We start from the raw sequence: 26,925 nt of genomic DNA, 5'->3' as shown, positions 1-26,925 counted from the left end.
TATTAAAAAGGCAGTAGCCTCATTAAACGAATGAATCGAGCGTACAAAATAAAACCTTTGGTAACATGCACTATCCTTATTTGCTATTCACTTTTCTTGAACGTTTTAATTCCTTATCCCATTAATGAGATTGCTTGATCTAAAACTTTTTCGCCATTCATCATGCCATAGTCTGCCATGTTAATTACATCTAAAGGAATCCCTTTTGGCTGTAATTTTTGTTCAAATTGCCCTTTCATGAAACGAACTTGTGGACCTAAAAGTAAAACATTCACCTCTTTATTTTCCAAGTTTGTATCTGCTTCAGAAGCCGATACTGCAAAGATGTCTGCTTCCATGCCACGATCTTCTGCTGCTTTTTGCATTTTTGTTACTAATAAACTTGTGCTCATTCCTGCGGAACAAACTAACATAATTGTTTTTTTTGCCATTTTTTCTTCATCTCCTTAAAAGTTATGACGTTATACACTTTATTTATAGCAATAATTGTGCCAAGTTTTTTCCTTATTAAAATGCTGATATAACAGCTTTCACCATCAAAAAAAGCGTGCACACACTAAAAGAAAACGCTTACACACATGAAATTGTGTGTAACTTACAAAAAGAAAACATCAAGAAAAAAGAGAGCGTTTTCTCATTTCTTGATGTTTTTTTATTTATTATTGTTTACTTTTAATTTCATTTTCTAAAAACATTTGGGTAACATGCGCAACTTCCGCTTCTGGAATCGTCACACGATACGCCCGTTCAATTAACATAAAATTCGTGCGTACGACATCGATTTCTAAACGATGTGTTTTAACATATTCCGCTAAGTTTGGAAAAGTTCTTGCTTCTTCTCCTTTAATTAAAGCATCTACCAGAAAAGCCAAATGAATCATGATTCCGGCATCCACCCCTGGTTCAACAATAATATGCATGTCTGTTTGTATTTGATGAACTGTTTTTTGTAACATGAGAATTAATTTTTGTAAGGAGTCCACAGAAGTAATGACGCCACTTAGTGAATGAACAATTGTATCAATCGCCACTTCATCACTAGCAATCCGTTTCAGTACATTTAATTTTTCATCATCAAAAATATCATAGACGGAAAAGAAAGGAATATTTTGATATTCAACATCCACAGTTCCCGCAATGGCCTTAATTTCATATTCTTCCATCAAGTTGTCGATATGCTTTTTAAATGTTTCTCGTTCAATAAATTGCATTTGAATCAGTTCCACTTTTGTTTCATCAATAACTGGTAAGATTCGTTGGTATAGTTTTGCGGCAACCCCTTCTCCTGTAAAGCACGTCACGATTACTGCTTTTTTTACGTTTTGACGTTTTTGCAGACTAGAGCGAAATTGTTCTCTCACAACGCTTTCAAAAGAAAGTTGAATATTTTGGTAAATGTCCTCTAAACTTCGTCCCACGCTTGCCATTCGAATAGCTTCTAAGACAATCATTGTGCTCGTCATTGTAATCGCCTTTGTTCGGATACCTGTTTCTTCAAACAACATATTTCCAAACGAATTTAATGAACCCATATCAGTCAGTAATAAAATCCCATTATTTAACGATTCTTTTTGCGTAATTACTTGGTTTCGTAATTGTTCATACATTGTTTGAACTTCCATCGTTAACGGCATATTCATCGCTGTTCCGATTGACGTTCCTAAAAGTTCTTGGGCGGTTTTCAACATACTTGAGGCAGTAGAATCCCCATGCATTAAGACGAACACACCAACATTATTTTCTGGAGTTCTTTCTTCTTTACCGACATTAATAGATAAAAACATACTAATAAAGCCAATTTCATCGAAAGGAATCTCTATGTTGTTCTCTTCTTCAATAATAGAAGATAAATCTAAGGCTACTTGAAATTCTTTTTTCATGTTTTTACGGACATTATTTAAATCAGGATGGACAATCACATGACCTTCTTTGACACGTTCAATCGTACTTTGTAAATGAAGCGCAAAGGCAAAGCGCGCAGTTTCGTTGTACGTGTGTTCCAAACGCTCTTCTGCGATATCATAAAGACGATTCGTTAAGTCCCAAATAGCTTCTGGTAATAACTCCTTATGTAAAGAATGTTGGGTTAATTCTTCGACATAATTTTTAAAATACGCATTCATATCTTTAGAAATCAATTCTTCTAAATCAACATTTTCTAAGTCAGCTTCAGACAAGTCAGCGACTTTTTCTTCGATTTCATTGTAAACTTGCATGTCTCTAGCTGGATCTTGCGACCAAACAATTTTGTTGGTACCTGGTTGGAAAGATAAATAATTACTTTTACTGTCGACAAATTGATCCAAGCGCTCAGGTACTTCTTTAATTTTTAATAATCCTTTTTGGACAGGTAACGACAAATCCCGTTTACGGATAACCAAATGTTCTAAATTGTGCGTCCGATAATAAAGGAATGACTTAGCACAAACTAATTTTAAGTCCCGCTTCACCTGACCAATATTTCCTTCTGCATCGTATAACATAAAAGCCAAAACTGCTTCGCGTTCGATATCAATTTGTTGGCCCAAACGTGTTGCCTCTTGCTGAATAAATAACGAAATGATGGCATAACGCTCATCTAGCGTCCGTGCATCTAAAGATGGTAATGTAATCGACATCGGAATCCGCCGATTAAAAGTGGTTAAAAAGTTTTCTGAGGATTCCGTTGTCGCACCAATAATTTGAACAGAGGCTTCATAGGTTTGACCACTTTCTCCTAATGGACGGTACACGCCTTTATCAATAAACGTAAAGAGCATTTCTTGACCTTCTGGCGGTAAGCGATGAATTTCATCTAAAAAGAGAATCCCGCCATCTGCTTTTGCCATTAAGCCTGGACTATCTTCATTCGCACCAGTATAGGCACCTTTTTTTACGCCAAAGATATGACCAAATAATAATTGTGGGTTTTGTGCATAATCAGCACAATTAAAAGAGACAAAAGGGGCATCTTCATCTAAGGTTTTTGAATCAATGGCAAAACGGTACATACATTCAGCAAAAAGAGATTTCCCTGTTCCTGTTTTCCCAAAAATAATCGTATGCAAACCTCTTGGTGGATATAAAATAGCCGCCTTGGCCTGCTGAATACTCACTTTTAAAGAATCATTGGCACCTACTAATGTGTCAAAACTAACAGAGGTGGACTCATCTACATGGACTTGTTCTCCTTCATTGATTGTTGGCACTGAATAGATAACAGGACGTCCAGTACTTCTAGTAATTTTCTTTTCTTTGAATAATTCATTTAAATAACGGCTGGCATTACTGCGATCAATCATTAACTGTTCTGCTACCGCTCCTGCCGTTAAGCCAGTTTCATTTTTTTGAAGTAACGCTAAGATTTCTTCCTTCCGAGATTTCATGGAATCCTCCTCGATACAACGTTCTGCTTGAAGCTCGTAAAGCGTTATTTCTTCGCTTTACGAGCTCCTTTGTTTTTCGTGTTTTTCTTTTTGTTTTTCTTCTTTTTGCGTGTTTCTTGTGGTTCTTTGACAACAGAATTTACTGTTTCTGGTTTTCTTTCTTTCGTACTCTTTTTTTCTGAATACGTATCTTTGGCTACATTCTTTTTTTCTAGTTCATCTTTGGCTTTTGGCTGCTCATGAAGTGCACCATCATATAAAAAGATTTCCTGATAAGGAATGGCCAATTGTTTCATCAAACGTTGATAATCTCTTTTGGTGCCGTCGTTGATAAACGTAATCACTGCCCCTTGTGCACCCATCCGGCCAACGCGACCAGAACGATGAATATAGCTCTCTTCGGTTAAAGGAACATCTACGTTTACGACGTAAGGGACCCCTGTGAAATCTAAGCCCCGTGCCGCAATATCCGTGGTTAATAACAACTTCACTCGTTCTGCTTTAAATTGATCGATCGCCAATTTACGCAACTGTTTACTTTGATCTGAAGCCAGACCAATAGCTGGCACATTCTCATAAACTAATTTTTCTTCTGCTGCACCTAAATCAGCAACTTGATTGAAAAAGACCATGCTTCTGAATGCTTCTGTATGGGCCAAACGACGTAAGTAATCAGCTTTTTTTCTTGGTGCTAACCGAATAAAGTAGTGGGCGACTTGACCTGCTGAAGTATCTTCTTCCGTCACATCAATCACCTGTAATTTTTGGCTTAAAGATTGCGCTTGATTCACGACACGATCAGCAGTCGCTGAATAAAAAACAAGTTGGTATTCGGTTGGTGTGTGTGTCAAAATTTGTTTGGTTAAACTTAGCTCTTCCTCTTGGAAAAGTTGATCAACTTCATCCATTACAATTGTTTTTACCAACTGAGCTTTGACTTTTTTATTCTTCATTAACTCTAAAATCCGACCTGGTGTTCCGATTAACACTTCAGGACGTTTTTTTAACTTGTCAATCTGGCGTGAAACATTTGCCCCACCGATTAACGTTTGAACCGTTAATTGAAGTGGCTTAGCCCAAGTCCGAGCAACTTCAGCAATTTGCATAGCTAATTCTTGAGACGGAGCAATAATCAACAATTGATTTCCCTGTCCTTTTTCAACAGTTAAGAGTAAAGGCAGCATGTAAGCAAGTGTTTTTCCAGTTCCTGTCGGCGAAATTCCTAAAACATTTTCTCCTTCGCGAAGGGGCGTAAAACTTTTTTCTTGAATTGTTGATGGTTCGTTAAAGCCAGAAGCTTGCCACTGTTCTTGCCAAGCCTCTGGAAGTTGTTCTAAAAATCTCATATTGTTCCTTTCCTATCGCTTAATTCTTATTTATCAGCATCAAAAATAATGCCGGCACTATGACGTAAATCAGTGACTACTTTATTGACATTTCGAGCAAGCTCAACCCATTCTTCATACTTGGTGCCCCAATACTTATCTGTTGGGTTATTTAAAACTGCTGCAAAATCACGGGCTTCTTCAATCATTGGATTATCGGCTACTTGAATATCTAAGACATCACGTTCTTCATGTGCGCGATCATGGTACTCAGCCGAAGAAATAGCATTGACACTATCTAAAATCAAGGTCCCGTTTTCAAAGTAAATTTCGGATGGCGCAAAAGAATCACTAATTTTCCCAGTGTTTAACGTCACGTCAAACTGATCATATCGTAAAATAATTGTTCCTAAGCCATCGACACCTGTCGCAATTTTACTAGCAAAATAATGGCTTTCGTTTGGTACGCCAAACCAGCCCAAGGCTGCATAAACTAAATAAACGCCTAAATCCGCTAAGGCTCCCCCAGAAAAATGAGGAGAAAAAATATTTGGCTCTTTGCCTTCTAATACTTGATCATAGCGAGAAGAATATTTCATATACGTAAAATTCGCACCTAAAATTTGGTTTTTTAATGGCAATAATTCAGCAATTTTTTGGAAACTTTGCTCATGAATATTACGGGCCGCTTCAAAGAAATACACACGATTTTTATTCGCTAATTCAATAATTTCTGCCATCTCATCAGGTGTTGAAAAAGCTGGTTTTTCAACAATTACATTTTTTTTCGCTAAAATTGCTTGTTTCGCTTGTTCAAAATGTAATGAATTTGGTGAGGCAATATAAACCGTATCCATATGTGCAATACCAAAAAACGTCTCTAAATCAATTGCATATTCCACATCCCCATAGCGAGAACCAAATTCTTGTGCCGTTGCTAGTTTCCGAGAATAAACAGCCGTTAAATCATACGCACCCGTTTCTAAAGCTGCTGCAACAAATTGATGACTAATCCAATTGGTACCAATTACGCCTAAATGTATCATAATCAAAAACCTCCATTTTTTGTTTATTTACTCTCTTTATAATAGTAATCTCTCGTACAAAAGTCACGTAATTACCCTGCCTTAAAGCGCTAGGAGTTCTTCAAGTTATTTATTAGGATCATCAAATGCCTGTAATAAATCAAAGGTTACCTGTGACTTAAGTTCAATCGTTGCTGGTGTTACGTGGCAATTGTAAGCAAGGACTTGCACACCTTGATCAATTGCAGCACCCAGATTTTCAGCAAAGGCAGGTTGCATCTCTTGGTGAATCGTTGCTTGCTTAATTTCTTCAAATTGGACCACAAACAAAACGTAACAGCGGTAACCAGCTTTAGTTGCAGCCATTAGTTCAGTGACATGCTTCAAGCCACGAAGTGTTGGCGCGTCAGGAAAAGCACCGATGCCTTTATTTTCTAAAGTCATGCCTTTCACTTCGACAAAAGCTTGTTCGTCCGCATCCGTTTCCACTAGAAAATCAAATTTTGAATGTGCGAATCGTTGCTCACGTTTAACAGTTTGGATCGTACCAACTAAACCAGGAAGCACAATTTGACCATTTTTTAACGCTTCATTGACTAATGTATTCGGTACTTGGCTATCAATATTAATCCAAAAAGAACCTTTTTTTACTGCAATCAAATCGTAATCTGTTTTTCTTTTAGGCGATGGTTGATAACTAAGCGCCACAACAGCACCTGGTAAAAAAACTTCTTTCCCTCTGCCAGTATTTTTGACATGTGTGACCACTTCTTCATTCGTTTCCATTAAACGACAGTGTGCAATAAACCGATTGGGTCGTTCGATAAAATAAGCAAGTTGGACATTCGGGTACTTCATACACAGACTTCCTTTCTTACACACTATACCATAAAAAAACAAGGAAAAGTATAGACCAAAACCAACAATTTTACTATCTTGTGTCAATCATTAAATATTTGTCAATTCTCAGCGATTTAGTCGAATATTTTAGACAAGTTCTATATAATAAAGGTAACGAAGACGAATAAATGAAAATGAAGGTTAGGAGGAATTTCTTTGAAAAAACATTGGACTTTCTTGGTTGGTGCATCTTTACTTACTGGATTAGCAGGCTCTATCCTCTGGAAAAAAAATAAACAGCTCCCTTCCCCACAGGAGCTTCAACACAACTATACTGGACATTGGTGGTTTGTAGACGTGAAGAAAGCCACGCAACACACCTTGGAAATCACCTCATCTTTCAATGTTTTCATTGATGGCAAACAAATGCATGCCTTGCTTGTTGAATTAACCCCTAAACGCTTAGTTATCTTAGACAAGTTAGGTTACCATTTAATCATTCAATGTGAAAATGGTGTCCCTGCGACGCTTTACGATGAAGCCGACGACGAAACCTACACACTAGAACGGGCTATTTACAATTAATAAATCACCCACGACACATAAAATGAAGTATGTGCGGTGGGTGATTTATTTTTTTACATCCCTTGCAAAAGCATTCAGAAAGTTTTCTTACAACTTGAATATTATTAAATAGTCAAATGCGCCTTTTTCTGATAAACTTAGGATGATGTTTTTTTGAAAGGATGAGCCCCTATGACACCAAATCGCGAAGACTATCTAAAATTAATTTTTGAATTAGGTGGCGACGAAGTTAAAGTGAATAATAAACAAATTGTTTCTGGACTCGATGTTTCGGCAGCTTCGGTTAGTGAGATGATTTCAAAGTTAGTAAAAGAAGATTTGGTTGAGCATTCTCCTTATCAAGGGGTACAATTAACTGAAAAAGGCTTAAAAAAAGCGAGTACGTTAATTCGCAAACACCGAATCTGGGAAGTCTTTTTAGTAGAGCACTTAAATTACACTTGGAATGATGTGCACGAAGAAGCAGAAGTTTTAGAACATGTTACTTCACAGACGCTTGTGAACCGTTTAGCGGATTATTTAAATCATCCAGAATTTTGTCCACACGGTGGTGTTATTCCCGAAGATAATCAACCCATTCATGAGGAGAAACGCCAAACGTTAACAGACTACCCTGTTGGCACAAAAATTCGGATTGCACGTGTCTTAGACGAAAAAGAATTACTGGATTATTTAGTTTCCATTGATTTAAATATTCAAGAAGAATATACGATTAAAGAAATTGCTGCATATGAAGGACCGATCACCATTTATAATGAAAACAAAGAATTATCCGTCAGCTTTAAAGCAGCAAACACAATTTTTGTTGAGCCGTTGATTAGAGAAAGTGAGGAAAACTAATGAATGAAAAAGTAGCATTATTTACTATTTTCGGGGGGACAGGTGATCTTGCCAAACGCAAATTGTATCCTTCCCTGTTCCGCTTATATAAAAAAGGATTATTAGCTGAGCGTTTTGCGGTGATTGGTACCGCACGTCGGGAATGGACAGACGAATACTATCGTGAAATCGTTCGTGAAACCATTCAAGACTTAAATCCTACGGCCGAAGAGGCAACTGAATTTTCTAGTCATTTCTATTACCAATCACATAATGTGAATGATACGGAACATTATAATACCTTAAAAGAATTATCTGATCGCCTAAATGAACAATACCACTTAGAAGGCAATCACGTTTACTATTTAGCTATGGCCCCTCAATTCTTTGGAACCATTGTTAATCACTTGAAATCACAACATATTATTTCGGAAGAAGGCTTTGATCGTCTAATTATCGAAAAGCCATTTGGTTCTGATTATGAATCTGCCTACGAATTAAATGAAGAAATTCGTGCTGCATTTCCTGAACAAGATATTTTCCGAATTGACCATTACTTAGGCAAAGAAATGATCCAAAATATTTCAGCCATTCGTTTTGCCAATAATATTTTTGAATCACAATGGAACAATCGTTACATTGATAATGTCCAAATCACCTTCGCTGAAAGCTTAGGTGTCGAGGATCGTGGCGGCTATTATGACCACAGTGGCGCACTAAAAGATATGGTTCAAAATCATATTTTACAAGTCGTTGCTTTGCTTTCTATGGAGCCTCCTGTTGCCTTTTCTGAAAAAGAAATTCGGACTGAAAAAGTAAAAGCTTTACGTGCCATCCGCCTTTATTCTGAAGAAGAAGCCCTTCAAAATTTCGTGCGTGGCCAATACGGCGAAGGTCAGCTAGCTGATCAAACATTTGCAGCCTATCGTGATGAACCAAATGTGGCAGAAACTTCATCCACTGAAACTTTTGTTGCTGGTAAATTTTTAATTGATAATTTCCGTTGGTCTGGCGTCCCTTTCTATGTTCGCACAGGTAAACGATTAACTGAAAAAGGCACACGTATTAACATCGTCTTTAAACAAGTACCTATTAATGTCTTCAAAGATGATACGTGTGAAGAATGCGATAAAACCGATTTACCACCGAATGTTTTAACTATCTATATCCAACCAACTGAAGGATTTTCATTAACCTTAAATGGAAAAGAAATCGGTCAAGGGTTCAATACAACTCCAGTGAAACTTGATTTCCGTCAAAGTGCTGAAATGACTGAAAATAGTCCAGAAGCATACGAAAAACTTCTATTAGACTGCCTAAATGGCGATAGTACAAACTTCTCTCATTGGGACGAAGTTGCCCAATCTTGGCGCATTGTTGACATTATTCGACATGCTTGGGATAAAACAGACGTTTCTTTCCCTAATTATGCCGCTGGCACAATGGGCCCGCAAGCTGCCTTCGACTTATTAGAAAAAGATGGCTTTACTTGGGAATGGCAACCAGATAACTGGTACCGTGACCGCGGTCAACTTGATCAATAAATAAGCCAAAAAAGATCCGCTAGTTAACGACTAGCGGATCTTTTTTCTTGTTTATTCGAATCCTTCAGCAACCGCTTCTGGATAATTTTCTTCAACAATGTGTGCACAACGGCCACAAAGTGTTGGTAATTTTTCATCTGAGCCGACATCTTGACGAACGGAACGACAACGGTCGCACGTTTCGCCTTCTGCTTTTTCAACTAAAATAGCCATGTCTTCAAATTGAACAGCTTCACTAGGTGCTACTTCTTTTGATACTTCAAAGTCGGAAACAATTAGTAATTGAGCAATATCTGCATCAACAGCTGTCATTAATTGACGAATTTGTTCATTTGGATAAACAGTTACTTTAGCTTCTAACGATTTACCGATTAATTTAGAATGACGAGCTTCTTCCAACGCTTTTAAGACATTGTCACGGAAATCCATAAAGGCTGCCCATGTATCCATCAATTCTTCTTCATTAGTAAACGTTTCGTAACCTGGGAATTCAGCTAATTGCACATACTCTTCTTCTTCTTGTAAGAAACTCCAAATTTCTTCCGCTGTATGTGGAATAATTGGTGTCAATAATTTTGTTAATGAAACCAATGTTTGATAGAAAACAGTCTGCATACAACGACGTTGATAATCATTTTCTGCTTCAATATAAACGACATCTTTCGCAAAGTCTAAATAGAAAGAAGATAGATCCACAGTTAAGAAGTTCATAACTGTCCGATAAATATGCATGAAATTATATTTTTCATAACCATTTTCACGGATTTCTTGAATGACTTGATTTAAACGAACCGTCATGTATTTATCTACAGAACGTAAATCAGCATAAGCTACAGTATGCTCAGCTGGATTAAAATCACTCGTATTCGCTAACAAGAAACGCATAGTATTACGGATTTTCCGGTACACTTCAGATACTTGGTTTAAGATATCCATTGAGACACGCACATCGGCTTCCGCGTCAACACTACTTACCCACAAGCGTAAGATATCTGCACCCATTTGATTGATAACTTTTTCAGGTAAGATAGTATTGCCTAACGATTTACTCATCTTACGGCCTTCGCCATCGAGAACCATCCCTTGAGAAATAATTGATTTATAAGGCGCTACTCCATTGATAGCGACACTTGTTGTAATACTTGAGTTAAACCAACCACGATATTGGTCAGAACCTTCTAAATACATATCTGCTGGGAAAGTTAACTCTTCTCTTTCTCGTAAAACTCCTTCATGTGAAGAACCTGAGTCAAACCAAACGTCCATGATATCTGTTTCTTTGGTAAACTCGCCATTTGGTGAACCTGGATGTGTAAAGCCTGCTGGTAGTAACTCTTTTGCTTCACGCATAAACCAGATATTTGATCCATGTTCTGCAAATAAATTCGCTACATGTTCAATTGTTTCTGGCGTAATGATGGCTTCCCCATTTTCAGCATAGAAGATCGGTAATGGTACACCCCACGCTCTTTGGCGAGAAATTACCCAATCACCACGGTCACGAATCATATTATACAAACGTGTTTTTCCCCAAGGAATTAGCCAGTCAACTTTCTCAACTTCATCTAAAATATCTTGACGGAATTTAGAGATTGAAGCAAACCATTGTGGCGTTGCACGGTAGATAACTGGTTTTTTGGTACGCCAGTCATGTGGATAACTATGCGTAAAGAAATCTAATTTTAATAACGCGCCTTTTTCTTCTAATAACTCAGTAATCATTGGATTCGCTTTGTCATAGAAAATTCCTTCAAAACCAGGTGCTTCATCTGTAAAGACCCCACGGCTGTCAACAGGAGAAATAACAGGTAAATCATATTTACGGCTAACGATATAGTCATCTTCACCATGCCCTGGTGCGGTATGAACTAAGCCAGTCCCAGCATCTAGCGTCACGTGGTCGCCTAGCATAACAAGTGATGTTCGATCATAGAATGGATGTTGAGCTGTCATACGATCTAATTTTTCACCAGAAAATTCTCGCAAGACTTCTACTTCTTCCCAACCAACCGCTTCTTTAACTGTTGCTAATAAATCTTTAGCAATTACAAATTTACGACCGTCTGCCTTCACTTCAACATACGTAAAATCAGGATTAACTGAAATACCTAAGTTGGCTGGTAATGTCCAAGGGGTTGTCGTCCAGATGACGAAGGCTGTCTCGTTATCTAAAAGACCTTTACCATCGGCCACATTAAAAGCTACGTAAATAGAAGGTGATTTTACATCTTTGTATTCAATTTCTGCTTCTGCTAAAGAAGATTCACTTGAAGGAGACCAATAAATTGGTTTTAAGCCTTTATAAATATAGCCTTTTTCTGCCATCTTACCAAAAACACGAATTTCTGCTGCTTCATACTCTGGATCTAACGTAATGTATGGATGTTCCCAATCGCCTGACACACCTAAACGTTTAAAATCGTTACGTTGTTTATCGACTTGTGATAAGGCATACTCTTTACATTTTTCGCGATACTCAGCGACAGTCATTTCTTTACGTTTAACCCCTTTATTGGTTAACACTTGCTCAATTGGTAAACCATGAGTATCCCAACCAGGCACATAAGGAGAACGGAAACCAGACATTGATTTTGAACGAATAATAATATCTTTACTGATTTTATTCAAAGAATGTCCTAAATGAATATTTCCGTTTGCATACGGAGGGCCATCATGTAAAACAAAGGTTGGTTTTCCTTCGTTTAATTTTTGACGTTGTTCATATAAGCCTTTTTCTTCCCAATCTTTTTGCCATTCTGCTTCACGGTTTGGCAAGTTCCCACGCATTGGAAAAGCTGTTTTTCCTAATTGCAATGTTTCTTTCATTTTCATATGCATTTGCCTCGCTTTCATTTTATCGATTTAATTGTGTTAGTTCATACTAAAGATGAACGATAGCTGATAAAAGTAGATAAAAAAAGAGTACTCCATCCCAAGGGACGAAGTACTCGTGTTACCACCCAAATTCAAAGTAGAGTTGCCCCTACTTTCTCTGAAATTGATAACGGTAATTATCCGGCAGTTCCTACTCAAGTGTTCAGAACTGCATCTAGGATAGAGGATCTGTTTAATGCCAGTGTCTGTCAAACTTTCACTATCATTGACTCGCTGCTAAGAATAAACATTAAACGTTCTGTTCTATCTATTTTGATTCTTCTTCAATTGTTTCTTCAGTGACTTCAATTACAGGCTTTTTTTCTACTACAGCATCTGTGTTCTCTTCAGAGTTTACAACAGTTTCATTTTCGTTGTCAAGGTCTTGTTCATCAAGAATTTCCTTAACTGCTGTATGTTTGTCTCCGACATAACTAGAAAAAGGCTTTAAAATCTCTTCCCACTCTTCACTCTTCACTTGCTCTAATTGAGTTTCAAGCATTAAGCTTAAGCGTTGATGGAAGACACGTGTTTTCTTCTTCAAGTCTTCTGTTTCCCCAGCTAATTGACGGGCACGTTCAATTGCTTCTGCTAAGATTTGTGTTGATTTCGCTTCAGCATCTGCAATCATTGCATTTGATTTACGTTCAGCTTCTACCAAGGTTTCTTTGGCTTGGTTATCTGCCGAAGTGATAATCATTTCTGATTCTTTATTGGCACTTGATTTCACTTTATCAGCGGTATCTTGTGCAACAATAATTGATTGATTCAATGCATCTTTCAATTCATTGAAGTATTGTAATTTTTCTTCTGCGTGTTTTAATGATTTCTCAAGTTCACGATTTTTTTGTAATGCATCTTCATAATCACGTGTGACTTGATCTAAAAAGTCATCTACATCGTCTTGGTTATAGCCTCTCATTTTTGTTGAGAAGTCTTTGTTTTGAATATCTAATGGAGTTAATGCCATATTCCTTCACCTCTTTGGATTATTTTTGTAAAACCCCTTATGAACACATTCTCATACTAATCCTGAAATAGCAAATATCTTACTTTTTTTATTATACACAACTTCGTCTGAATGAACAGCCAAAATGGTTTTCTTAAACAAAAGTTCGAGATTATTTTCTCAATACCCCTAAGAGGACACGAAATTTTTCTTTCTTTGTTTTTCCTTCTAATTCTTGAATCTGAAGGCGCCCAAATCCTCGTATCGAAACAATATCTAATAAGTCTAAGGCAAAATCTGGTCGTGTCGTTTCTGTCCAATTGACTTTTACTTTACCAGATTCGATCAATTGTTTTGATCGCTGCCTTGAAATATTAAATACGGCGGAAATCACACTATCCAGCCGCAAAGAGCTCATAGTCGTTCGCTCTTCTTGCCAACCATCCTTCGGTATCAAAATTTGTGTATAATCCCGTTCTTCTAAGCGAACAGTAATTTTACCAATTTTGTCGACTTGGTTAACAACGAAGCCAGCTACTTCTTGTGCTATAAAAACCTGCCACTTATCACCATCGGAAATAATATCTCCAAAGGCTTCCCTACGAACCCCAACATTCATCAAGGTGCCTAAAATTTTCCCATGAGATAATGTCGCAAATTTAGATGGATAAATAATTTCAAATAATACAACACCAAAATCTGTCTCTTCTGGTATGTAATACGCTGGATAAATCAAGCAGCGTTTTCGTTCTGCTTGCTCATAACCACCATAAAAAGTAAACGATAAATCACTGTTTTGTCGAATCAACGTTTCCAAAATATACGCCTGTCTAGGATCAAGAAAGTCTGTCAAATAAGGCGCGTATTGCATCTCCACTTGCTCTAGCCAATCCCCGACAGTGTCAATAAAAGGATGTTCATCTTTGCGGAAATGTTGATACACATTTGCGTTCATAGATAAATCATCCTTTCTAAAAGTTATTAATAAACAATAGCTCGTAAAATGACTGCTAAGCCACCCGCTGCTAGGTTAAGGACAATAATCCCTACCATTACGTTAAATCCAACCATTCCAATCCTTAAATTCAAACGGTCAAACAAACTTAAGTATGGTTCACAAATTCTAGAGAGCAAACGCCCGAAAGCAGAATCATATGCTCCTGGAAACCATGAAAGTAGCGCGTAAATCACTAGTAATCCTGAATAGATTTGAACGCCTTTGTATAATAGAGTAATCAGTGTTGCGATAATAACACCTCCCTAAGGCTTAGAAATCAAAGAATTGTTTGTTGGCTAAAGATTGTGCTGTCGCACTATCAATTTCCATATTCGCTGGTGTGCATAAGAAGATTTCATTGCCAACGCGCTGAATATCTCCGTCTAAAGCATACACAGTACCAGTTAAGAAATCAACGATGCGTCGTGCTTGGTCTTCTTCTACTAATGTAAAATTAACTAGCACAGCTTCTTCAGCAAATAAATGTTTCGCAATGCTCATTGCTTCTGAATACACACGTGGTTCAATAATAGTAATTTTATGTGTTTTTGCATTGGCGGTGCTTTCTTGTGCTCGTCTTGTATTCGTAGTCGCTGATTGATTAGAACTACGCATAGAAACCACTTTTTTCTCTGTGTAAGCAGCTTGTTGTGTGTCTCTTTCTTGATGCGCTTCAGCAGAACGATAGCGTGCAGAAGGTTTTTCAACTACAGGCTCACTTTGTTGTGTATAAGCTGGCTGACTGTAACTTTCCTGTTGTTGAACAGGGCGTTGTGGTTTAGGCCGAGCTGCACGACGCAGTGGTTCATTAACTGCTTTGCGCTCTTCATATTCTTCGTAGTTATCATAATAATCATCTTCTTCGCCAGATAAGCCAAAAAAGCTCGATAACGCATCCTTGTTAAAAATTGACATAAATTCCTCTCCTTTACGCATCTCTGAATAACGCTGTTCCGATTCGTATAAAAGTTGCACCTTCTTCAACTGCGATTGGGAAATCGTTACTCATTCCCATGCTAAGTTCTGTACAAGGAGCAAAAGATAAATGTTTCTCATTTACGGTCATTTGCAGCTCTTTTAATTCTCTAAATGTTGCATGTAATACTTCTTCGCTTGCCCCAAAAGGTGCCATAGTCATTAGACCGACGATTTGAATTTTGTCCAAATCAGCAAGTTCTTGAATGAAAGGTAAGACGTCTTCTTTACGAAAGCCGTGCTTGCTTTCTTCCCCAGTTATATTCACTTCAACAAAACAACGAATAACTTTCGTTGCTCTTTTTTGAATTTCTTTGGCTAGACTCAGACTATCTAATGCATGAAAATAATCTATCTCATTAATAATTAATTTTACCTTCCTACGTTGTAAATTACCAATTAAATGCCACTGAATATCATTAAATTTTTCCAATCCAGCTTTCTTTTCTAGTAACTTATCTACTCGGTTTTCAGCTAAATTCTGGACACCAAGCTGAACAAGCTCTGCTGCTTCCTCAATTCCTACTGATTTAGTGACGCCAATCATTGTCACATCAGCAACAGAGCGCTGTGAGCTTTTGCATGCTAGCTGAAGTTGATTATTAATATTTGTTAAGTTTTCAGCTATCATTTCTAATCGATGCTCCTTATCGTTTTCTGCGGAAAAATGGTGGCGTACTTAATTCGTCATCATTGTGATTTGGTTCTTCACGGTGGAATGTGTCAAATTCTTTTTTGTCTACTTGTTCTAATGAAGATTCATCAACTTTTGGACGTGTATTTTGTTCTCTGCGAATATCCCAATCGCCAAAAGCACTTGCTTCTTCTTGTGATTTTGGTTGATCCATTTCCACAGATTGAGTTGTTTGTTGCATTGGTTGAACCGCTTGTCTTGTTTGACGGTGCGGTTTTCTATCCTTTTTTGATTCATCAATACCTGTAGCGATTACTGTTACACGAATTTCGTCGCCTAAATCTTCATTGATTGATGTACCTAGGATGATGTTCACATCACCTGAAGCAGCATTTGTAACGATATCTGAAGCATCTTGTGCTTCAAACAATGTCATGTCTAAGCCACCAGTAATGTTTAATAAGACTTGTTCCGCACCATCAATTGATGTTTCTAACAATGGTGAAGAAATAGCTTTTTTCGTTGCTTCAATTACACGTTCTTCGCCGCTCGCTACACCAATTCCCATTAAAGCTGTTCCTTGGTTTTCCATCACTGTTTTCACGTCAGCAAAGTCCAAGTTTACGTAACCTGGTGCAGTGATTAAATCTGAAATCCCTTGAACACCTTGACGTAATACATTATCAGCTTCTCTAAATGCTTCAAGCATTGGCGTTTTCTTGTCAACGACTTCTAATAAGCGGTTGTTTGAGATAATTAATAGTGTATCAACGTTTTCTTTTAATAAGGCAATTCCTTCAGCGGCAAAACGACCACGTTTTGGACCTTCAAAACTAAATGGACGAGTTACTACACCAACTGTTAAAGCGCCTAATTCTTTAGCGATTTTTGCAACTACTGGGGCAGCACCTGTACCAGTTCCGCCACCCATACCAGCAGTAATGAAAATCATATCCGCGCCTTGTAATGATTCTGAAATCACTTGTTCACTTTCTTCTGCAGCTTTTTGGCCAACTTCAGGTTGTGAACCAGCACCTAAACCACGAGTGTATTTAGGGCCTAATTGAATCACTGTTTCTGCTTTTGAATGTTTTAATGCTTGAACGTCTGTATTGGCTGTGATAAATTCCACGCCTTTAACGTTTTCTTCGATCATACGGTTTACAGCGTTTCCGCCGCCGCCACCTACACCGATAACTTTAATGACTGCACCGTTGTTAATGTTATTGTCTAATGAAAATTCCATGATATCGTATCCTCCTGTTTGTGTGATTAGTCGAAAATGTTCGAGAAGAAGTCTTTGATTTTGCCTGTCACTTTTTCACCAGACTCACGTTCGTTGAATTCTTCATATTCTTCTTGAGGCTGTTCAGCATATGTGTCATAGCGAACTTCTTGTTGGACAGCGACTGATTGTGCTGGTTTCGATTTTTCACCAGGGATTGCATATTTGGCAATGTGATAAATATCGTTTAGTTGCGCTGAATATTCCACAATGCTAATGACATTAGCAAAGACTGGGTTACGTAAGCCCATGTGATTTGGTACGTATAGTTTTACGTTGGCTTCAAAAATCTCTTGCGCCAAATCGACAATACCTGGCATACTAGCGGCGCCACCAGTTAATACAACGCCTCCAGGTAATTCAAACGCATCAATTTCATCCAGAACTTCTTTTGATTTTCTCAAAATTTGTTCCACACGCGCTTCAATAATTTCTGAAAGGTAACGTTCGTCCACTCTTACAGGCTCTGACTTACCGATAACATCAACAGGAAACTCTTCGTTTGCTGAAGTTCTTTCTGGATAAGCATCTCCATAATTAATTTTTAAGGCTTCGGCGTTGTTAAAAGAAGTATTCAATACGATTGAGATATCTTTCGTGATGAACTCGCCGCCTTCTTGGTTAACATGAGTAAATTTCAATTGTTTGTCGTGGATAACAGATGTCGTTGTTTGACCGCCACCCATATCAATGACAATTGTTCCAAAGTCTTTTTCGCCATCTGTTAAAATTGTTTCTGTTAAAGCAAGCGGTGTAATCACTAATTCGTTAATTCCTAAGCCAGCTTTTTCAACACATTTACGGATGTTATGGATGATTGTTTTTGGTCCAGTATAGACAACGCCAAACATCTCCATGCGAACGCCAAGCATTCCACGTGGGTCTTTGATGCCTTCAAAGCCGTCGACGGTAAAGTCTTGCGGTAAGATTGCAACAATTTGACGTTCAGGAGGAGTTGAACGAACCAAAGCTGCAGATGCGACGTTGCGCACATCCTCATCTGTAATTTCTTTTGATTCACTGCTAACAGCTATCATTCCTTGACAGCTTTCTACTTCTAATAAATTCGCTGGTAATCCAACATTTACGCTTTTAATTTGAATGCCGGCTTTTTCTTCGGCTTGTCGAACGGCCCGTTGGATCGCTTGAACTGTTTGATCAATATCGACGACAATCCCTCGATTCAAACCGTCTGATTTTGCATTTCCAACGCCGATGATGTTCATTTGACCTTCAATATATTCAGCGACAACTACTTTGACAGAAGTTGTACCAATATCGAGGCCTACATACATTCCTGTTTTTGCCATGAACGGAATTCCTCCTCCTATTAATTCCAATATCTAAGCGGACAAAGGCGTCCGTTTAACTATCTCTTTTTTAGTATTATTCACTTCTTCCAATTTTACCATAAAAATGGGGGTTTTAGAAAGCAGATTATACGAATTTGTTCGTTAATTTTTGAAACATTTTTGTAAAAAACTTATTCTGCTTGTTGCACTTCTTGATTTTCTCCATTTGTCGGCGTACCGTTATTCGCTTCATCCGTTGCTACGCCTGCATTTGGGTCCGCAACTTCTTGATTTCCAACCGCTGAATCTTCGGAAACTTCACTACCCGTTTCTTCACTTTCTTTTTCATACGGATAAGAAAAAATGCCGACTTCCATATCAACGATTCCAGGTTTGTCCATTTGCTCGGCTACTTGTGAATAATAAGCCATTTTTTCACTTAAATCAGAAATATTAACAATCACTCGATTTCCATCATTCATATAGACATTAATCAAGTCTTTATTGGTTTTGGATGGTGCATATTTAATTTCTGAAATTCCTTGTTTAATTTCTTGAGGTAATTTGTTGTAAGAGGCCATTAATTCAGGGATTAATTTATCCTCTTTGAAATTCTCAAAAATTGGTTTGCCACTTTCAGCAGCTTTGGTGGTTTCCGCCAAAGTTTTACCATTCTCTAAAATCGGATGATAGCCGCCTTTAGTCGCAGCAAGAGCGACAATTTGATACTCTTGAATATCAATTTTAAATGAATTAATACCATTTAACTTAATGTTCGCCTTTTTTATAATTGGAAACTTTTTCTGAATATTTGCAGAAAAATAATTTCTATTTGAATACTGCTCCCATAAGCCACTGCCCGTTTCAAGTTTTGACTGCTGAATAATCGCTTGACTCTCCACACTTTTGTTACCTGAAACTGTTACTTCACTCAATCGACTAAGAGGCGAAACAAAATACAATGCCACTAAAATGGCTGTCCCTAAACAAGTTAAAATAAAGGCTAAACGCCTATATAAGCGCTTGTTCCGTGTTTTCTTAACGTTCGGTAAACGATCTGCAAAATGCTCCTCTTCTTCCACTGTTTCTTGTGGAAGATGTTGTTGAGGCTCTTCTTGATTTTGTTCTTGTAAAGTGATGGTGACTTCTGCTTGTTCGTTTTCACCTTTTGAAGCAGCTTCTTCCGCTTGCTTCTTCAAATATTCTTGGTTTTGTTTTTGCCAAGGTGTCAGTTCAGGTTGAGACTCTTCCGATTTTTTTGGAGGTAATGGTTTTCTTTTTTTGAATATATCGTTCTCGTTACTAATCTTCCACACCTCCTATCTCAGACTAACGTTTTCACAACTTGATACAAACGATCACTTGCATCTGGGATGCCTTCCCCTTTGGACGCCGTTGCCATCTGTTGTCTTTTTTCATTGTTTAATAAAATATCATCAATTGCCGCAACTAAACGAGCGCCGGTCAATTCTGCATCTGGAATCATTTCAACAGCACCAACTTTTACTAAGCTTTGCGCGTTTTTCGTTTGATGATCATTCGTGACGTAAGGACTCGGAATTAAAATTGCTGGTAATCCTAATGCGGTGAACTCCGCAATTGAGGTTGCTCCTGCACGTCCCACCATTAAATCGGTATTAGCCATCACTTCAACCATTTTATCAATATACGGTTGCACACTTATGTTTGTCAATTTCTTTTCAGAAAGCTTTAGACTTTCTTGAAGTTCCTGATAATATCTTTCTCCTGAAGCGTATAAAACTTGATACTCTCTCTCTTCAAACAAAGGAAAGGCCTGTTCAAACGCTTGATTGATTTTCAAGGCGCCACGACTTCCGCCAAATAAAACCACCGTTTTCTTTGCTGGATCCAAGCCAAACTCTGATAAAATAGCTGACTTTTCCACCGTTACGACTTCTTGTCCCCGCGGGTTCCCTGTTAAAATTGTTTTTTCTTTCGGGAAAAAACTAGCGACATCTGGAAAACAAATCGCAATTTTATCCACATAACGACTTAAAAATTTATTTGTCATTCCAGGGATACTATTTTGTTCATGAATAATTGTCGGTATTTTTAATTGGCGGGCCGCATAAACTACTGCACCAGAAACATAACCGCCTGTACCAATGACCACATCTGGTTGAAATTCACGAATAATTTTTTTTGCTTTATTAATGCTTGTTAAAAATAAATAAATTGTTTTAAAATTTTGAGGACTTAGCGAACGCTTAAATCCTTGAATTTTAATCGTTTTAAATGGAATTTTCGCCTTTGGCACAATTTGACTTTCTAGACCATTTTCTGTTCCCACATACAAGAATTCTGTTGCAAGTGCTTCTTTTTTGACGTGTTCGACGAAGGATAACGCAGGATAGATATGCCCACCTGTGCCACCACCAGTTACTAGTATCTTCATTTTCTCACATTTCACTTTCTTTTAATTGTTGAACAGCTTGCATAAAGGCTTCCCCGCGTACTTCAAAATTCGGGTATTGGTCCCAACTTGCGCAAGCAGGTGATAGTAAAATAGTATCATCTTTTTCCGAATAATCAAAGGCAATGGTAACCGCCGTTTGAACATTTTCAGCAAATAAAATTGTTTCAATGTTCGCTTTTTTAGCAGCTTCCGCCAATTTTTCTTTAGTTTCTCCAAATAAAACAATTGCTTTGAGTCCCAGCAGAGCAGGAACCAATTCATCAAATGAGTTACCGCGATCCAAGCCACCCGCAAGTAAAAGTAGCTTTTGGTTGTCAAACCCACTTAACGCCATCTCTGTAGCTAAAATATTGGTTGCTTTTGAATCGTTATAAAAACGTCTTTGCTGAACTTCGCCAACAAATTGCGTTCGATGGGGAACGCCCGAAAAGTTTTTCAAAGTTTGTCTAATCTGAACATTCGATACATTTTTTAATTTAGCTACACAAATCGCTGCGAGTGCATTTTCAATATTGTGACTGCCAGGAATACCTAACTCATCGGCGGGCATAATATATTCTTCATTAAAATATAATTTCCCATCTAAAAGATAAGCCCCTTCTACTGCTTCTTTCGTTGAAAAAGGCAATACGTTGGCCGCTGTGGTTTTGGCTAACGTTTGAAGCTCTACTTGATTCCAATTTAAAATCAAGGTGTCATCTGCGGTCATGTTTTTTTGAATGGCCCATTTTGCAGCAACATATTCTTTCCGCGAACCATGATAATCCAAGTGTGCTTCAAAAATATTTGTAATTACTGCAATTTGTGGGTGAAACGTCTCAATTCCCATTAACTGAAAACTAGAAAGTTCCATCACAAGATCATCCTTGGCCGTTGCTTCTTGAGCCACCGTACTCGCTGGAAAACCAATATTTCCCGCCAAACGTGCCTCACCAGCCGTTCTGTCAGCGTTTAGCAATAAACCAATCATCGTGGTCGTGGTTGTTTTGCCATTGGTGCCCGTAATGCCGACAATTGGACATTCGGCAATTTGACCTGCTAATTCCACCTCAGTTATGATAGGAATTTTCCGAGTTAGTGCTTCTGCCACAAGTGGATTTGTATAAGGAATACCAGGATTTTTAACGATTAGTTCAAATTCTTCATCCAACAATTCAATTGGATGCCCCCCTGTAACAACACGAATACCCAAGGTTAATAAATCTTGGGCGTCAGGGTTTTGATCAAATTGTTTTGCGTCATTAACGGTAACGAGCGCACCTAACTCATGTAAGAGTTTCGCTGCGCTGACACCACTTTTAGCTAGTCCTAAAACCAACACTTTTTTGTTTTGATAGGTTGTTATTTTTTTCATTGTCAATTTCCCCTTTGATAGATTAGAAAAGAATCCATAATGTGATTCCTGAACAGATTAAACCGACAGACCAAAAGACAAAATCAATTTTCCATTCAGACCAACCACACATTTCAAAATGGTGATGAATTGGTGACATTTTAAAAATCCGTCGACCAAATAATTTAAATGAAGCAACTTGTAAAATAACACTTGCTGTTTCACAAACGTAGACAAGTCCAATTAAAAGTAGCGTCCATTCTTGATGCAAAATAATTGAAATTGCTGCTAACAATCCACCTAATGCTAATGAACCAACATCACCCATGAAGATTTTTGCTGGTTTTCTATTATAAGGGAAAAAGCCAATCAGCCCACCAATCACACTTAGGCAGATAATCACAACATCAAATTGTTGTTGTTTCCAGGCAATAATTGCATAAGTACCAAATGAAATTGTTCCTAAACCAGCAACTAAGCCGTCAATCCCATCTGTCAAATTCACGGCATTAGAAAAACCGACTAACCAAAAAATAATAAACACGCCATAAAAAATACCTAACGGAACTTCTGCTAATCCAAACAAATCTAAGGTGTCTGAAAAGCCTTCACTTCGATAAACAAAGTAGAAAACCAACCCACCAAAAATTTGACCAATTAATTTTTGACGAGAATTCAAGCCCATGTTCCGTTTTTTAAAGACTTTAATGAAATCATCTAAATAACCTAGCAAACCGTATAATACTAAAATAAATAGAATAATTAGTAGAGACGGTGTAAATTGGTGGAAGAACAACCCCATTGCTAGCGAAGTAATCAAGCTGGCTACAAGGAAAACGACTCCCCCCATTGTAGGGGTACCTGTTTTCACGCTATGCCAAGTTGGGCCATCTTCACGAGTAACCTGCCCTTGTTTTTTCATTTGAAAATAGCCAATGAATAGTGGCATTACGCTCACTGTAATGGCAAAACTCACCACTATGGGAATAAAAATCTGTGTCCACTCCATGTTATCTCTCCTAATTATTCTACGTTATTATTCTGTGCCTTCTAAAGTCACGGTTAATTTTTTCTCCGTAATTTCAGTTTCAGCAGCGATACTTTGTTTCGTCACATAGCCTTCACCTTTAAACTCGACAGTCAAACCTAATAGATCGCCAAACTTGGTAACATCGCTCTTCGACCAGCCGGTTAAATCAGGCATATAGTTCGTTCCATTTGTGATCAAAATCAATTTCTGATTAGGCATTAATGTTTGACCAGACGGTGTTGATTGTTTCTTGATTTTTTCACCATCACCGATAATCACAGGATCCACCCCGTTCACTTTGGCATTGGCCAACGCTTCCGCTGGTGTCATGTTTTTATAATCAGCAACTGTGACTTTATCAGAAGCTACTTTCGTTGTTTCCGGATCTGTCTCTTTAATGTCTAACGCTAATTTCATTAATGGGTTTGCAATTGCCGCCATTGCTTCTGAAGGCGAACCTGATTTTGCTTGTCTAAGTGTAATATACAAAACATATTCAGGATTATCCGCTGGGACCATTTCCACTACAGAAGACAAGACTTGACTTGCTCCATCAACGTACCCTTTACCATCTGAAATCTGGGCAGTTCCTGTTTTGGCAGCAACATGATAGCCTGGTACTTTATAAATATCATACGCAATCCCGTAAGTCGGGTCTTCAACAGTATCAATCATGTACGTACGAATCTGTTGAGCTGTTTGCGCTTTGATTGGGGTTCCTACGATTTGTGGTTCCGTAATCGTTTCTTTTCCTGTATTTTTGTCAACAATTTTGCTGATGTAATGAGGTTGCAACATTGAACCGTCATTTGCAATAGCTGAGAAACCTTTCATCATTTGGAAATTAGTAACCGTAATCCCTTGACCAAAAGCTGAATTGGCCCGATCAACAATATTATTATCTGGAAGTTTCCCAGTGTGTTCTGAAGTTAAACCTGAATGTGTGCTTGAACCAAACCCAAATTTTTTCAAATATTCGACCCACTTGTCGCCACCCATTCGTTGTTCCAAGTTCACCATTCCGATATTACTAGACCAAGAAATAGCTTGACGATAAGTTAAAGACGTTTTGTCTTTTAAATTGCCGACATCATGGTCGTTAATCGTGGTGTCACCAACAGTGATACCACCTATACGGTTAAATGATTCATTTGGATTAAACAATCCTTGCTCAATGGCAGCCGCCGACGTAAATAATTTAAGCGTTGAACCAGGTTCATACGGACTTTCAACCAATAGGTTCTGCCACGTGCCATTATTGTCTAATCCTTGTTTCGTTTCAGGATTAAATGTTGGCCGTTGAGACATGGCAACAATTTCGCCTGTTTTTGCTTCCATTAACATGGCAGTCATGGAAACTGGTTCATATTTTTCATTAACTTGCGTCATCAAATCTTCTAAGGTATTTTGCAAGCGACTATCTAGCGTTGTGTAAATATCTTGACCATCCACTGCTTTTTTCTCTTCCGCCACAGTTCCTGGTAAGGCATTACCGTAAATATCTTTTTCAAAATACACACGGCCATCGGTTCCGCTTAAAATATCATTATAGGCCTGTTCTAGTCCCATCGCGCCTACTAAGCCTTCTTTATCATCATCTGGATTGGCTGCTTTTGTATAGCCAATAAAGTGAGAAGCAAACTGCCCATTGGGATATAATCTGGCTGGATGTTCATTGAAATAAACACCTGAGGTTTTTTTCTTTTTCAAATCTGCTTCAATTTTTTGGCGTGTTTCCAAGGTGATGTTTTGACCACCCGTACCAAATTCCACTTGATATTGTGTTGACCCATCTTCATGGATCCCATTATTCAAGTATTTCAATGCTGTTTTTTTGTCTAGTTTGGTATATTTCGCTAAAATTTCAGCAATATCATCGAAGTCTTTTTTCTCCGCATATAGCTTTTCATTATTTTGTCCCGTATATTTTTTTGATAATACGACATATAACGAATAGGAAGTAGCATCTTCTGCGATTGGATTACCATATCGATCTAAAATTGATCCTCGCTTAGCTTTTACCACTTGGCTTCCTTCATATAGAGAAGCTGTTTTTTCCTTTAGTGATACACCGGCTACTTTGCCTGTTGCCACAATGTATGTCGTTCTAAAGGCAAATAAAAAGAACAATCCAATACTCGTAGCGAATAAAATGATGCCTACTTTTTTACGATTGTTCATCGGATTTAAGTTTTTCTTTTTCATGAATTGTTTAAATTTATGTCTTTTACTCATTATTTAACAGTCCTAACATTGTCGCCGTTATTTTCTAGTCCTTGTTTTTTAGCGACATCTTTGATTCGATCTGATTTAGAAAGTTCGCTTCTTTCTTGTTCCAATTTCAAAGCGTTATCTTCCTTTTCTTTAATGACTGCTTGTGTTTCTGTAATATCGTTCATGGTTTGGACAATTGTCGTTCTTACTTGAATTGTCGCAATTGCAATACCAATCGTTGCACAAACTAATACAACACCGATTAATTTTTCTAGTAAAGAGACATTTTTTAGTTTCTTTTTGGGTAATAGAGTGGGGACAGGTAGTGTTTCCTCTTGCATTTTTCTGTCTTGCTCTGTTGCCACAGTTGGCTGATCCATTTCTGGTGCTTCATAATGGAAATCATTTACTTTCTTCAATTCAGCCATGTGTCTACCCCTCTCTCTATCTAGATTTTATTTTTTTCGGCAATGCGTAACTTCGCACTTCGTGAACGATTATTCTCAGATAACTCACTGTCACTTGGTAAAATTGGTTTTCTAGTAATTACTTTTAATTCTGGTTGAAATTCTTCTGGTACCACTGGAATGCCTGGTGGCAAATCTTGTACCGTACTGTATTCTTTAAACATTGTTTTAACTATACGATCTTCTAACGAATGGAACGTAATCACACTGATTCTGCCATTTTTCGCTAGCAAATCAATTGCTTGTTCTAGCGACTCTTCAACTGCCCCTAATTCATCATTAACGGCAATGCGAATTGCTTGGAAAATTCGTTTTGCAGGATGTCCACCTTTGCGTCTTGCTGGAGCTGGAATCGCCGTCTTAATAATCTCAACGAGTTCACCTGTTGTTTCAATTGGTTGCTTTTCGCGAACACGTTCAATTTCTCGAGCAATCTGTTTCGAAAATTTCTCTTCCCCATAACGAAAGAAAATTTTTACTAACTCACCATAGCTATACGTATTCACCACTTCGCGAGCCGTCAAGGATGCATCTTGATCCATGCGCATATCTAAGGGCGCGTCTTGATGATAGCTAAAACCACGTTCTGCTTCATCTAATTGTGGTGAAGAAACACCTAAATCGTATAGAATTCCATCAACATGGAACACCCCGTGTTCTGCCAATTCTTCTTTAATATTTCTAAAATTTGATTTGATGAAGGTCACTTGACCTTTGTCTACATATTTCTGCAAACGAGTCTTAGCATGTGCCAACGCTTTTTGATCTTGATCAAAGGCATATAAATGACCGTGCTCATTCAATTGTGTCAGTAAGTATTCACTATGTCCGGCACCACCGAGTGTGCAATCTACGTATACGCCATCCGGCTTCACTTGTAATCCATCCACTGTTTCTTTTAAAAGAACAGTGTAATGGCGAAATTCTTCAGTCAT

Annotated in this window: 23 protein-coding genes; 3 read left to right on the top strand and 20 right to left on the bottom strand. The window is 37.9% G+C overall.

Annotated features, from left to right (window positions below):
- Positions 1-113: 113 nt before the first annotated feature.
- The 5 genes from IGK54_RS03805 to sfsA all read right to left on the bottom strand — a co-directional run bounded on the left by IGK54_RS03805 (position 114) and on the right by sfsA (position 6,573).
- Positions 114-431 carry a PTS sugar transporter subunit IIB gene (locus tag IGK54_RS03805; RefSeq protein ID WP_002355913.1) on the bottom strand — a complete coding sequence of 106 codons (318 nt, stop codon included), beginning with the start codon at positions 429-431 and terminating at the stop codon, positions 114-116.
- 228 nt (positions 432-659) lie between these two features.
- On the bottom strand, positions 660-3,365 hold the full coding sequence (locus tag IGK54_RS03800; RefSeq protein WP_002355912.1) for a sigma 54-interacting transcriptional regulator: 2,706 nt from the start codon (positions 3,363-3,365) through the stop codon (positions 660-662).
- A 44-nt stretch (positions 3,366-3,409) separates the two neighbouring features.
- Positions 3,410-4,711 carry a DEAD/DEAH box helicase gene (locus tag IGK54_RS03795; RefSeq protein ID WP_002413956.1) on the bottom strand — a complete coding sequence of 434 codons (1,302 nt, stop codon included), beginning with the start codon at positions 4,709-4,711 and terminating at the stop codon, positions 3,410-3,412.
- A 26-nt stretch (positions 4,712-4,737) separates the two neighbouring features.
- Positions 4,738-5,736, bottom strand: coding sequence for a Gfo/Idh/MocA family protein (locus tag IGK54_RS03790; protein ID WP_002355910.1), 999 nt, complete (start codon positions 5,734-5,736; stop codon positions 4,738-4,740).
- Between the two features lie 105 nt (positions 5,737-5,841).
- Entirely contained in the window at positions 5,842-6,573 is a 732-nt protein-coding gene (gene sfsA, locus IGK54_RS03785) for a DNA/RNA nuclease SfsA (RefSeq protein WP_142957270.1), read from the bottom strand.
- Positions 6,574-6,771: 198 nt separating this feature from the next.
- Here sfsA and IGK54_RS03780 point away from each other — a divergent pair, with 198 nt between their 5' ends.
- The 3 genes from IGK54_RS03780 (at position 6,772) to zwf (ending at position 9,503) form a co-directional block, all read left to right on the top strand.
- A complete protein-coding gene (locus IGK54_RS03780) occupies positions 6,772-7,140 on the top strand; it encodes a DUF4828 domain-containing protein (RefSeq protein ID WP_002397919.1) in 369 nt (122 codons plus the stop codon).
- Positions 7,141-7,311: 171 nt separating this feature from the next.
- Positions 7,312-7,980: a metal-dependent transcriptional regulator gene (locus IGK54_RS03775; RefSeq protein WP_002358896.1), complete on the top strand. Its 669-nt coding sequence runs from the start codon at positions 7,312-7,314 to the stop codon at positions 7,978-7,980.
- Positions 7,980-9,503 carry a glucose-6-phosphate dehydrogenase gene (zwf, locus tag IGK54_RS03770; protein ID WP_002355906.1) on the top strand — a complete coding sequence of 508 codons (1,524 nt, stop codon included), beginning with the start codon at positions 7,980-7,982 and terminating at the stop codon, positions 9,501-9,503. Before IGK54_RS03775 ends, zwf begins: the two co-directional genes overlap by 1 nt.
- 51 nt (positions 9,504-9,554) lie before the next feature.
- On the opposite strand, the gene ileS is transcribed toward zwf, so the two are convergent.
- The 15 genes from ileS to rsmH all read right to left on the bottom strand — a co-directional run bounded on the left by ileS (position 9,555) and on the right by rsmH (position 26,925).
- Positions 9,555-12,335 carry an isoleucine--tRNA ligase gene (gene ileS / locus IGK54_RS03765; protein WP_002387984.1) on the bottom strand — a complete coding sequence of 927 codons (2,781 nt, stop codon included), beginning with the start codon at positions 12,333-12,335 and terminating at the stop codon, positions 9,555-9,557.
- A 310-nt stretch (positions 12,336-12,645) separates the two neighbouring features.
- Positions 12,646-13,347, bottom strand: coding sequence for a cell division protein DivIVA (gene divIVA, locus IGK54_RS03760; protein ID WP_002355904.1), 702 nt, complete (start codon positions 13,345-13,347; stop codon positions 12,646-12,648).
- Positions 13,348-13,498: 151 nt separating this feature from the next.
- The gene (locus tag IGK54_RS03755; RefSeq protein WP_002355903.1) at positions 13,499-14,281 is read right to left on the bottom strand and encodes an RNA-binding protein; all 783 of its coding nucleotides are present in this window, start codon (positions 14,279-14,281) and stop codon (positions 13,499-13,501) included.
- A 26-nt stretch (positions 14,282-14,307) separates the two neighbouring features.
- The gene (locus IGK54_RS03750) at positions 14,308-14,565 is read right to left on the bottom strand and encodes a YggT family protein (protein WP_002355902.1); all 258 of its coding nucleotides are present in this window, start codon (positions 14,563-14,565) and stop codon (positions 14,308-14,310) included.
- 28 nt (positions 14,566-14,593) lie between these two features.
- Complete coding sequence (locus IGK54_RS03745; RefSeq protein WP_142957267.1) at positions 14,594-15,238, bottom strand: cell division protein SepF; 645 nt, start codon at positions 15,236-15,238, stop codon at positions 14,594-14,596.
- 13 nt (positions 15,239-15,251) lie between these two features.
- Positions 15,252-15,929, bottom strand: a complete 678-nt coding sequence (locus IGK54_RS03740) for a YggS family pyridoxal phosphate-dependent enzyme (protein ID WP_002358890.1) — start codon at positions 15,927-15,929, stop codon at positions 15,252-15,254.
- Between the two features lie 16 nt (positions 15,930-15,945).
- The gene (ftsZ, locus tag IGK54_RS03735; RefSeq protein WP_002355899.1) at positions 15,946-17,178 is read right to left on the bottom strand and encodes a cell division protein FtsZ; all 1,233 of its coding nucleotides are present in this window, start codon (positions 17,176-17,178) and stop codon (positions 15,946-15,948) included.
- Between the two features lie 26 nt (positions 17,179-17,204).
- The gene (gene ftsA, locus IGK54_RS03730) at positions 17,205-18,527 is read right to left on the bottom strand and encodes a cell division protein FtsA (protein ID WP_002355898.1); all 1,323 of its coding nucleotides are present in this window, start codon (positions 18,525-18,527) and stop codon (positions 17,205-17,207) included.
- A gap of 173 nt (positions 18,528-18,700) precedes the next feature.
- The gene (locus IGK54_RS03725; RefSeq protein ID WP_142957266.1) at positions 18,701-19,825 is read right to left on the bottom strand and encodes a cell division protein FtsQ/DivIB; all 1,125 of its coding nucleotides are present in this window, start codon (positions 19,823-19,825) and stop codon (positions 18,701-18,703) included.
- Between the two features lie 8 nt (positions 19,826-19,833).
- Positions 19,834-20,925, bottom strand: coding sequence for an undecaprenyldiphospho-muramoylpentapeptide beta-N-acetylglucosaminyltransferase (gene murG, locus IGK54_RS03720; RefSeq protein WP_142957265.1), 1,092 nt, complete (start codon positions 20,923-20,925; stop codon positions 19,834-19,836).
- 4 nt (positions 20,926-20,929) lie between these two features.
- Positions 20,930-22,300 carry a UDP-N-acetylmuramoyl-L-alanine--D-glutamate ligase gene (murD, locus tag IGK54_RS03715; protein ID WP_002413954.1) on the bottom strand — a complete coding sequence of 457 codons (1,371 nt, stop codon included), beginning with the start codon at positions 22,298-22,300 and terminating at the stop codon, positions 20,930-20,932.
- 22 nt (positions 22,301-22,322) lie between these two features.
- Complete coding sequence (gene mraY, locus IGK54_RS03710) at positions 22,323-23,288, bottom strand: phospho-N-acetylmuramoyl-pentapeptide-transferase (RefSeq protein ID WP_002368238.1); 966 nt, start codon at positions 23,286-23,288, stop codon at positions 22,323-22,325.
- 27 nt (positions 23,289-23,315) lie between these two features.
- Entirely contained in the window at positions 23,316-25,544 is a 2,229-nt protein-coding gene (locus IGK54_RS03705; protein WP_430603210.1) for a penicillin-binding protein, read from the bottom strand.
- Positions 25,544-25,951: a cell division protein FtsL gene (gene ftsL / locus IGK54_RS03700; RefSeq protein ID WP_002358883.1), complete on the bottom strand. Its 408-nt coding sequence runs from the start codon at positions 25,949-25,951 to the stop codon at positions 25,544-25,546. The genes IGK54_RS03705 and ftsL overlap by 1 nt, the downstream gene beginning before the upstream one ends.
- Before the next feature lie 20 nt (positions 25,952-25,971).
- Positions 25,972-26,925 carry a 16S rRNA (cytosine(1402)-N(4))-methyltransferase RsmH gene (gene rsmH, locus IGK54_RS03695; RefSeq protein ID WP_430603349.1) on the bottom strand — a complete coding sequence of 318 codons (954 nt, stop codon included), beginning with the start codon at positions 26,923-26,925 and terminating at the stop codon, positions 25,972-25,974.

The organism is Enterococcus sp. DIV2384 (genome assembly GCF_050534975.1).
In the GTDB taxonomy this organism is placed as follows: domain Bacteria; phylum Bacillota; class Bacilli; order Lactobacillales; family Enterococcaceae; genus Enterococcus; species Enterococcus faecalis.
Note: the sequence above shows the minus strand (reverse complement) of the source record. Positions and strands in the feature narration are given on the sequence as shown.

Coding starts and splice junctions, on each gene's coding strand:
- ftsA (WP_002355898.1), bottom strand. CDS start 18,527: ATGGCAAAAACAGGAATGTATGTAGGCCTCGATATTGGTACAACTTCT.
- ftsZ (WP_002355899.1), bottom strand. CDS start 17,178: ATGGAATTTTCATTAGACAATAACATTAACAACGGTGCAGTCATTAAA.
- rsmH (WP_430603349.1), bottom strand. CDS start 26,925: ATGACTGAAGAATTTCGCCATTACACTGTTCTTTTAAAAGAAACAGTG.
- IGK54_RS03795 (WP_002413956.1), bottom strand. CDS start 4,711: ATGAGATTTTTAGAACAACTTCCAGAGGCTTGGCAAGAACAGTGGCAA.
- IGK54_RS03805 (WP_002355913.1), bottom strand. CDS start 431: ATGGCAAAAAAAACAATTATGTTAGTTTGTTCCGCAGGAATGAGCACA.
- ileS (WP_002387984.1), bottom strand. CDS start 12,335: ATGAAAATGAAAGAAACATTGCAATTAGGAAAAACAGCTTTTCCAATG.
- IGK54_RS03740 (WP_002358890.1), bottom strand. CDS start 15,929: ATGATAGCTGAAAACTTAACAAATATTAATAATCAACTTCAGCTAGCA.
- IGK54_RS03790 (WP_002355910.1), bottom strand. CDS start 5,736: ATGATACATTTAGGCGTAATTGGTACCAATTGGATTAGTCATCAATTT.
- sfsA (WP_142957270.1), bottom strand. CDS start 6,573: ATGAAGTACCCGAATGTCCAACTTGCTTATTTTATCGAACGACCCAAT.
- IGK54_RS03775 (WP_002358896.1), top strand. CDS start 7,312: ATGACACCAAATCGCGAAGACTATCTAAAATTAATTTTTGAATTAGGT.
- IGK54_RS03755 (WP_002355903.1), bottom strand. CDS start 14,281: ATGAACGCAAATGTGTATCAACATTTCCGCAAAGATGAACATCCTTTT.
- IGK54_RS03705 (WP_430603210.1), bottom strand. CDS start 25,544: ATGAGTAAAAGACATAAATTTAAACAATTCATGAAAAAGAAAAACTTA.
- murD (WP_002413954.1), bottom strand. CDS start 22,300: ATGAAAAAAATAACAACCTATCAAAACAAAAAAGTGTTGGTTTTAGGA.
- murG (WP_142957265.1), bottom strand. CDS start 20,925: ATGAAGATACTAGTAACTGGTGGTGGCACAGGTGGGCATATCTATCCT.
- mraY (WP_002368238.1), bottom strand. CDS start 23,288: ATGGAGTGGACACAGATTTTTATTCCCATAGTGGTGAGTTTTGCCATT.
- divIVA (WP_002355904.1), bottom strand. CDS start 13,347: ATGGCATTAACTCCATTAGATATTCAAAACAAAGACTTCTCAACAAAA.
- zwf (WP_002355906.1), top strand. CDS start 7,980: ATGAATGAAAAAGTAGCATTATTTACTATTTTCGGGGGGACAGGTGAT.
- IGK54_RS03745 (WP_142957267.1), bottom strand. CDS start 15,238: ATGTCAATTTTTAACAAGGATGCGTTATCGAGCTTTTTTGGCTTATCT.
- ftsL (WP_002358883.1), bottom strand. CDS start 25,951: ATGGCTGAATTGAAGAAAGTAAATGATTTCCATTATGAAGCACCAGAA.
- IGK54_RS03800 (WP_002355912.1), bottom strand. CDS start 3,365: ATGAAATCTCGGAAGGAAGAAATCTTAGCGTTACTTCAAAAAAATGAA.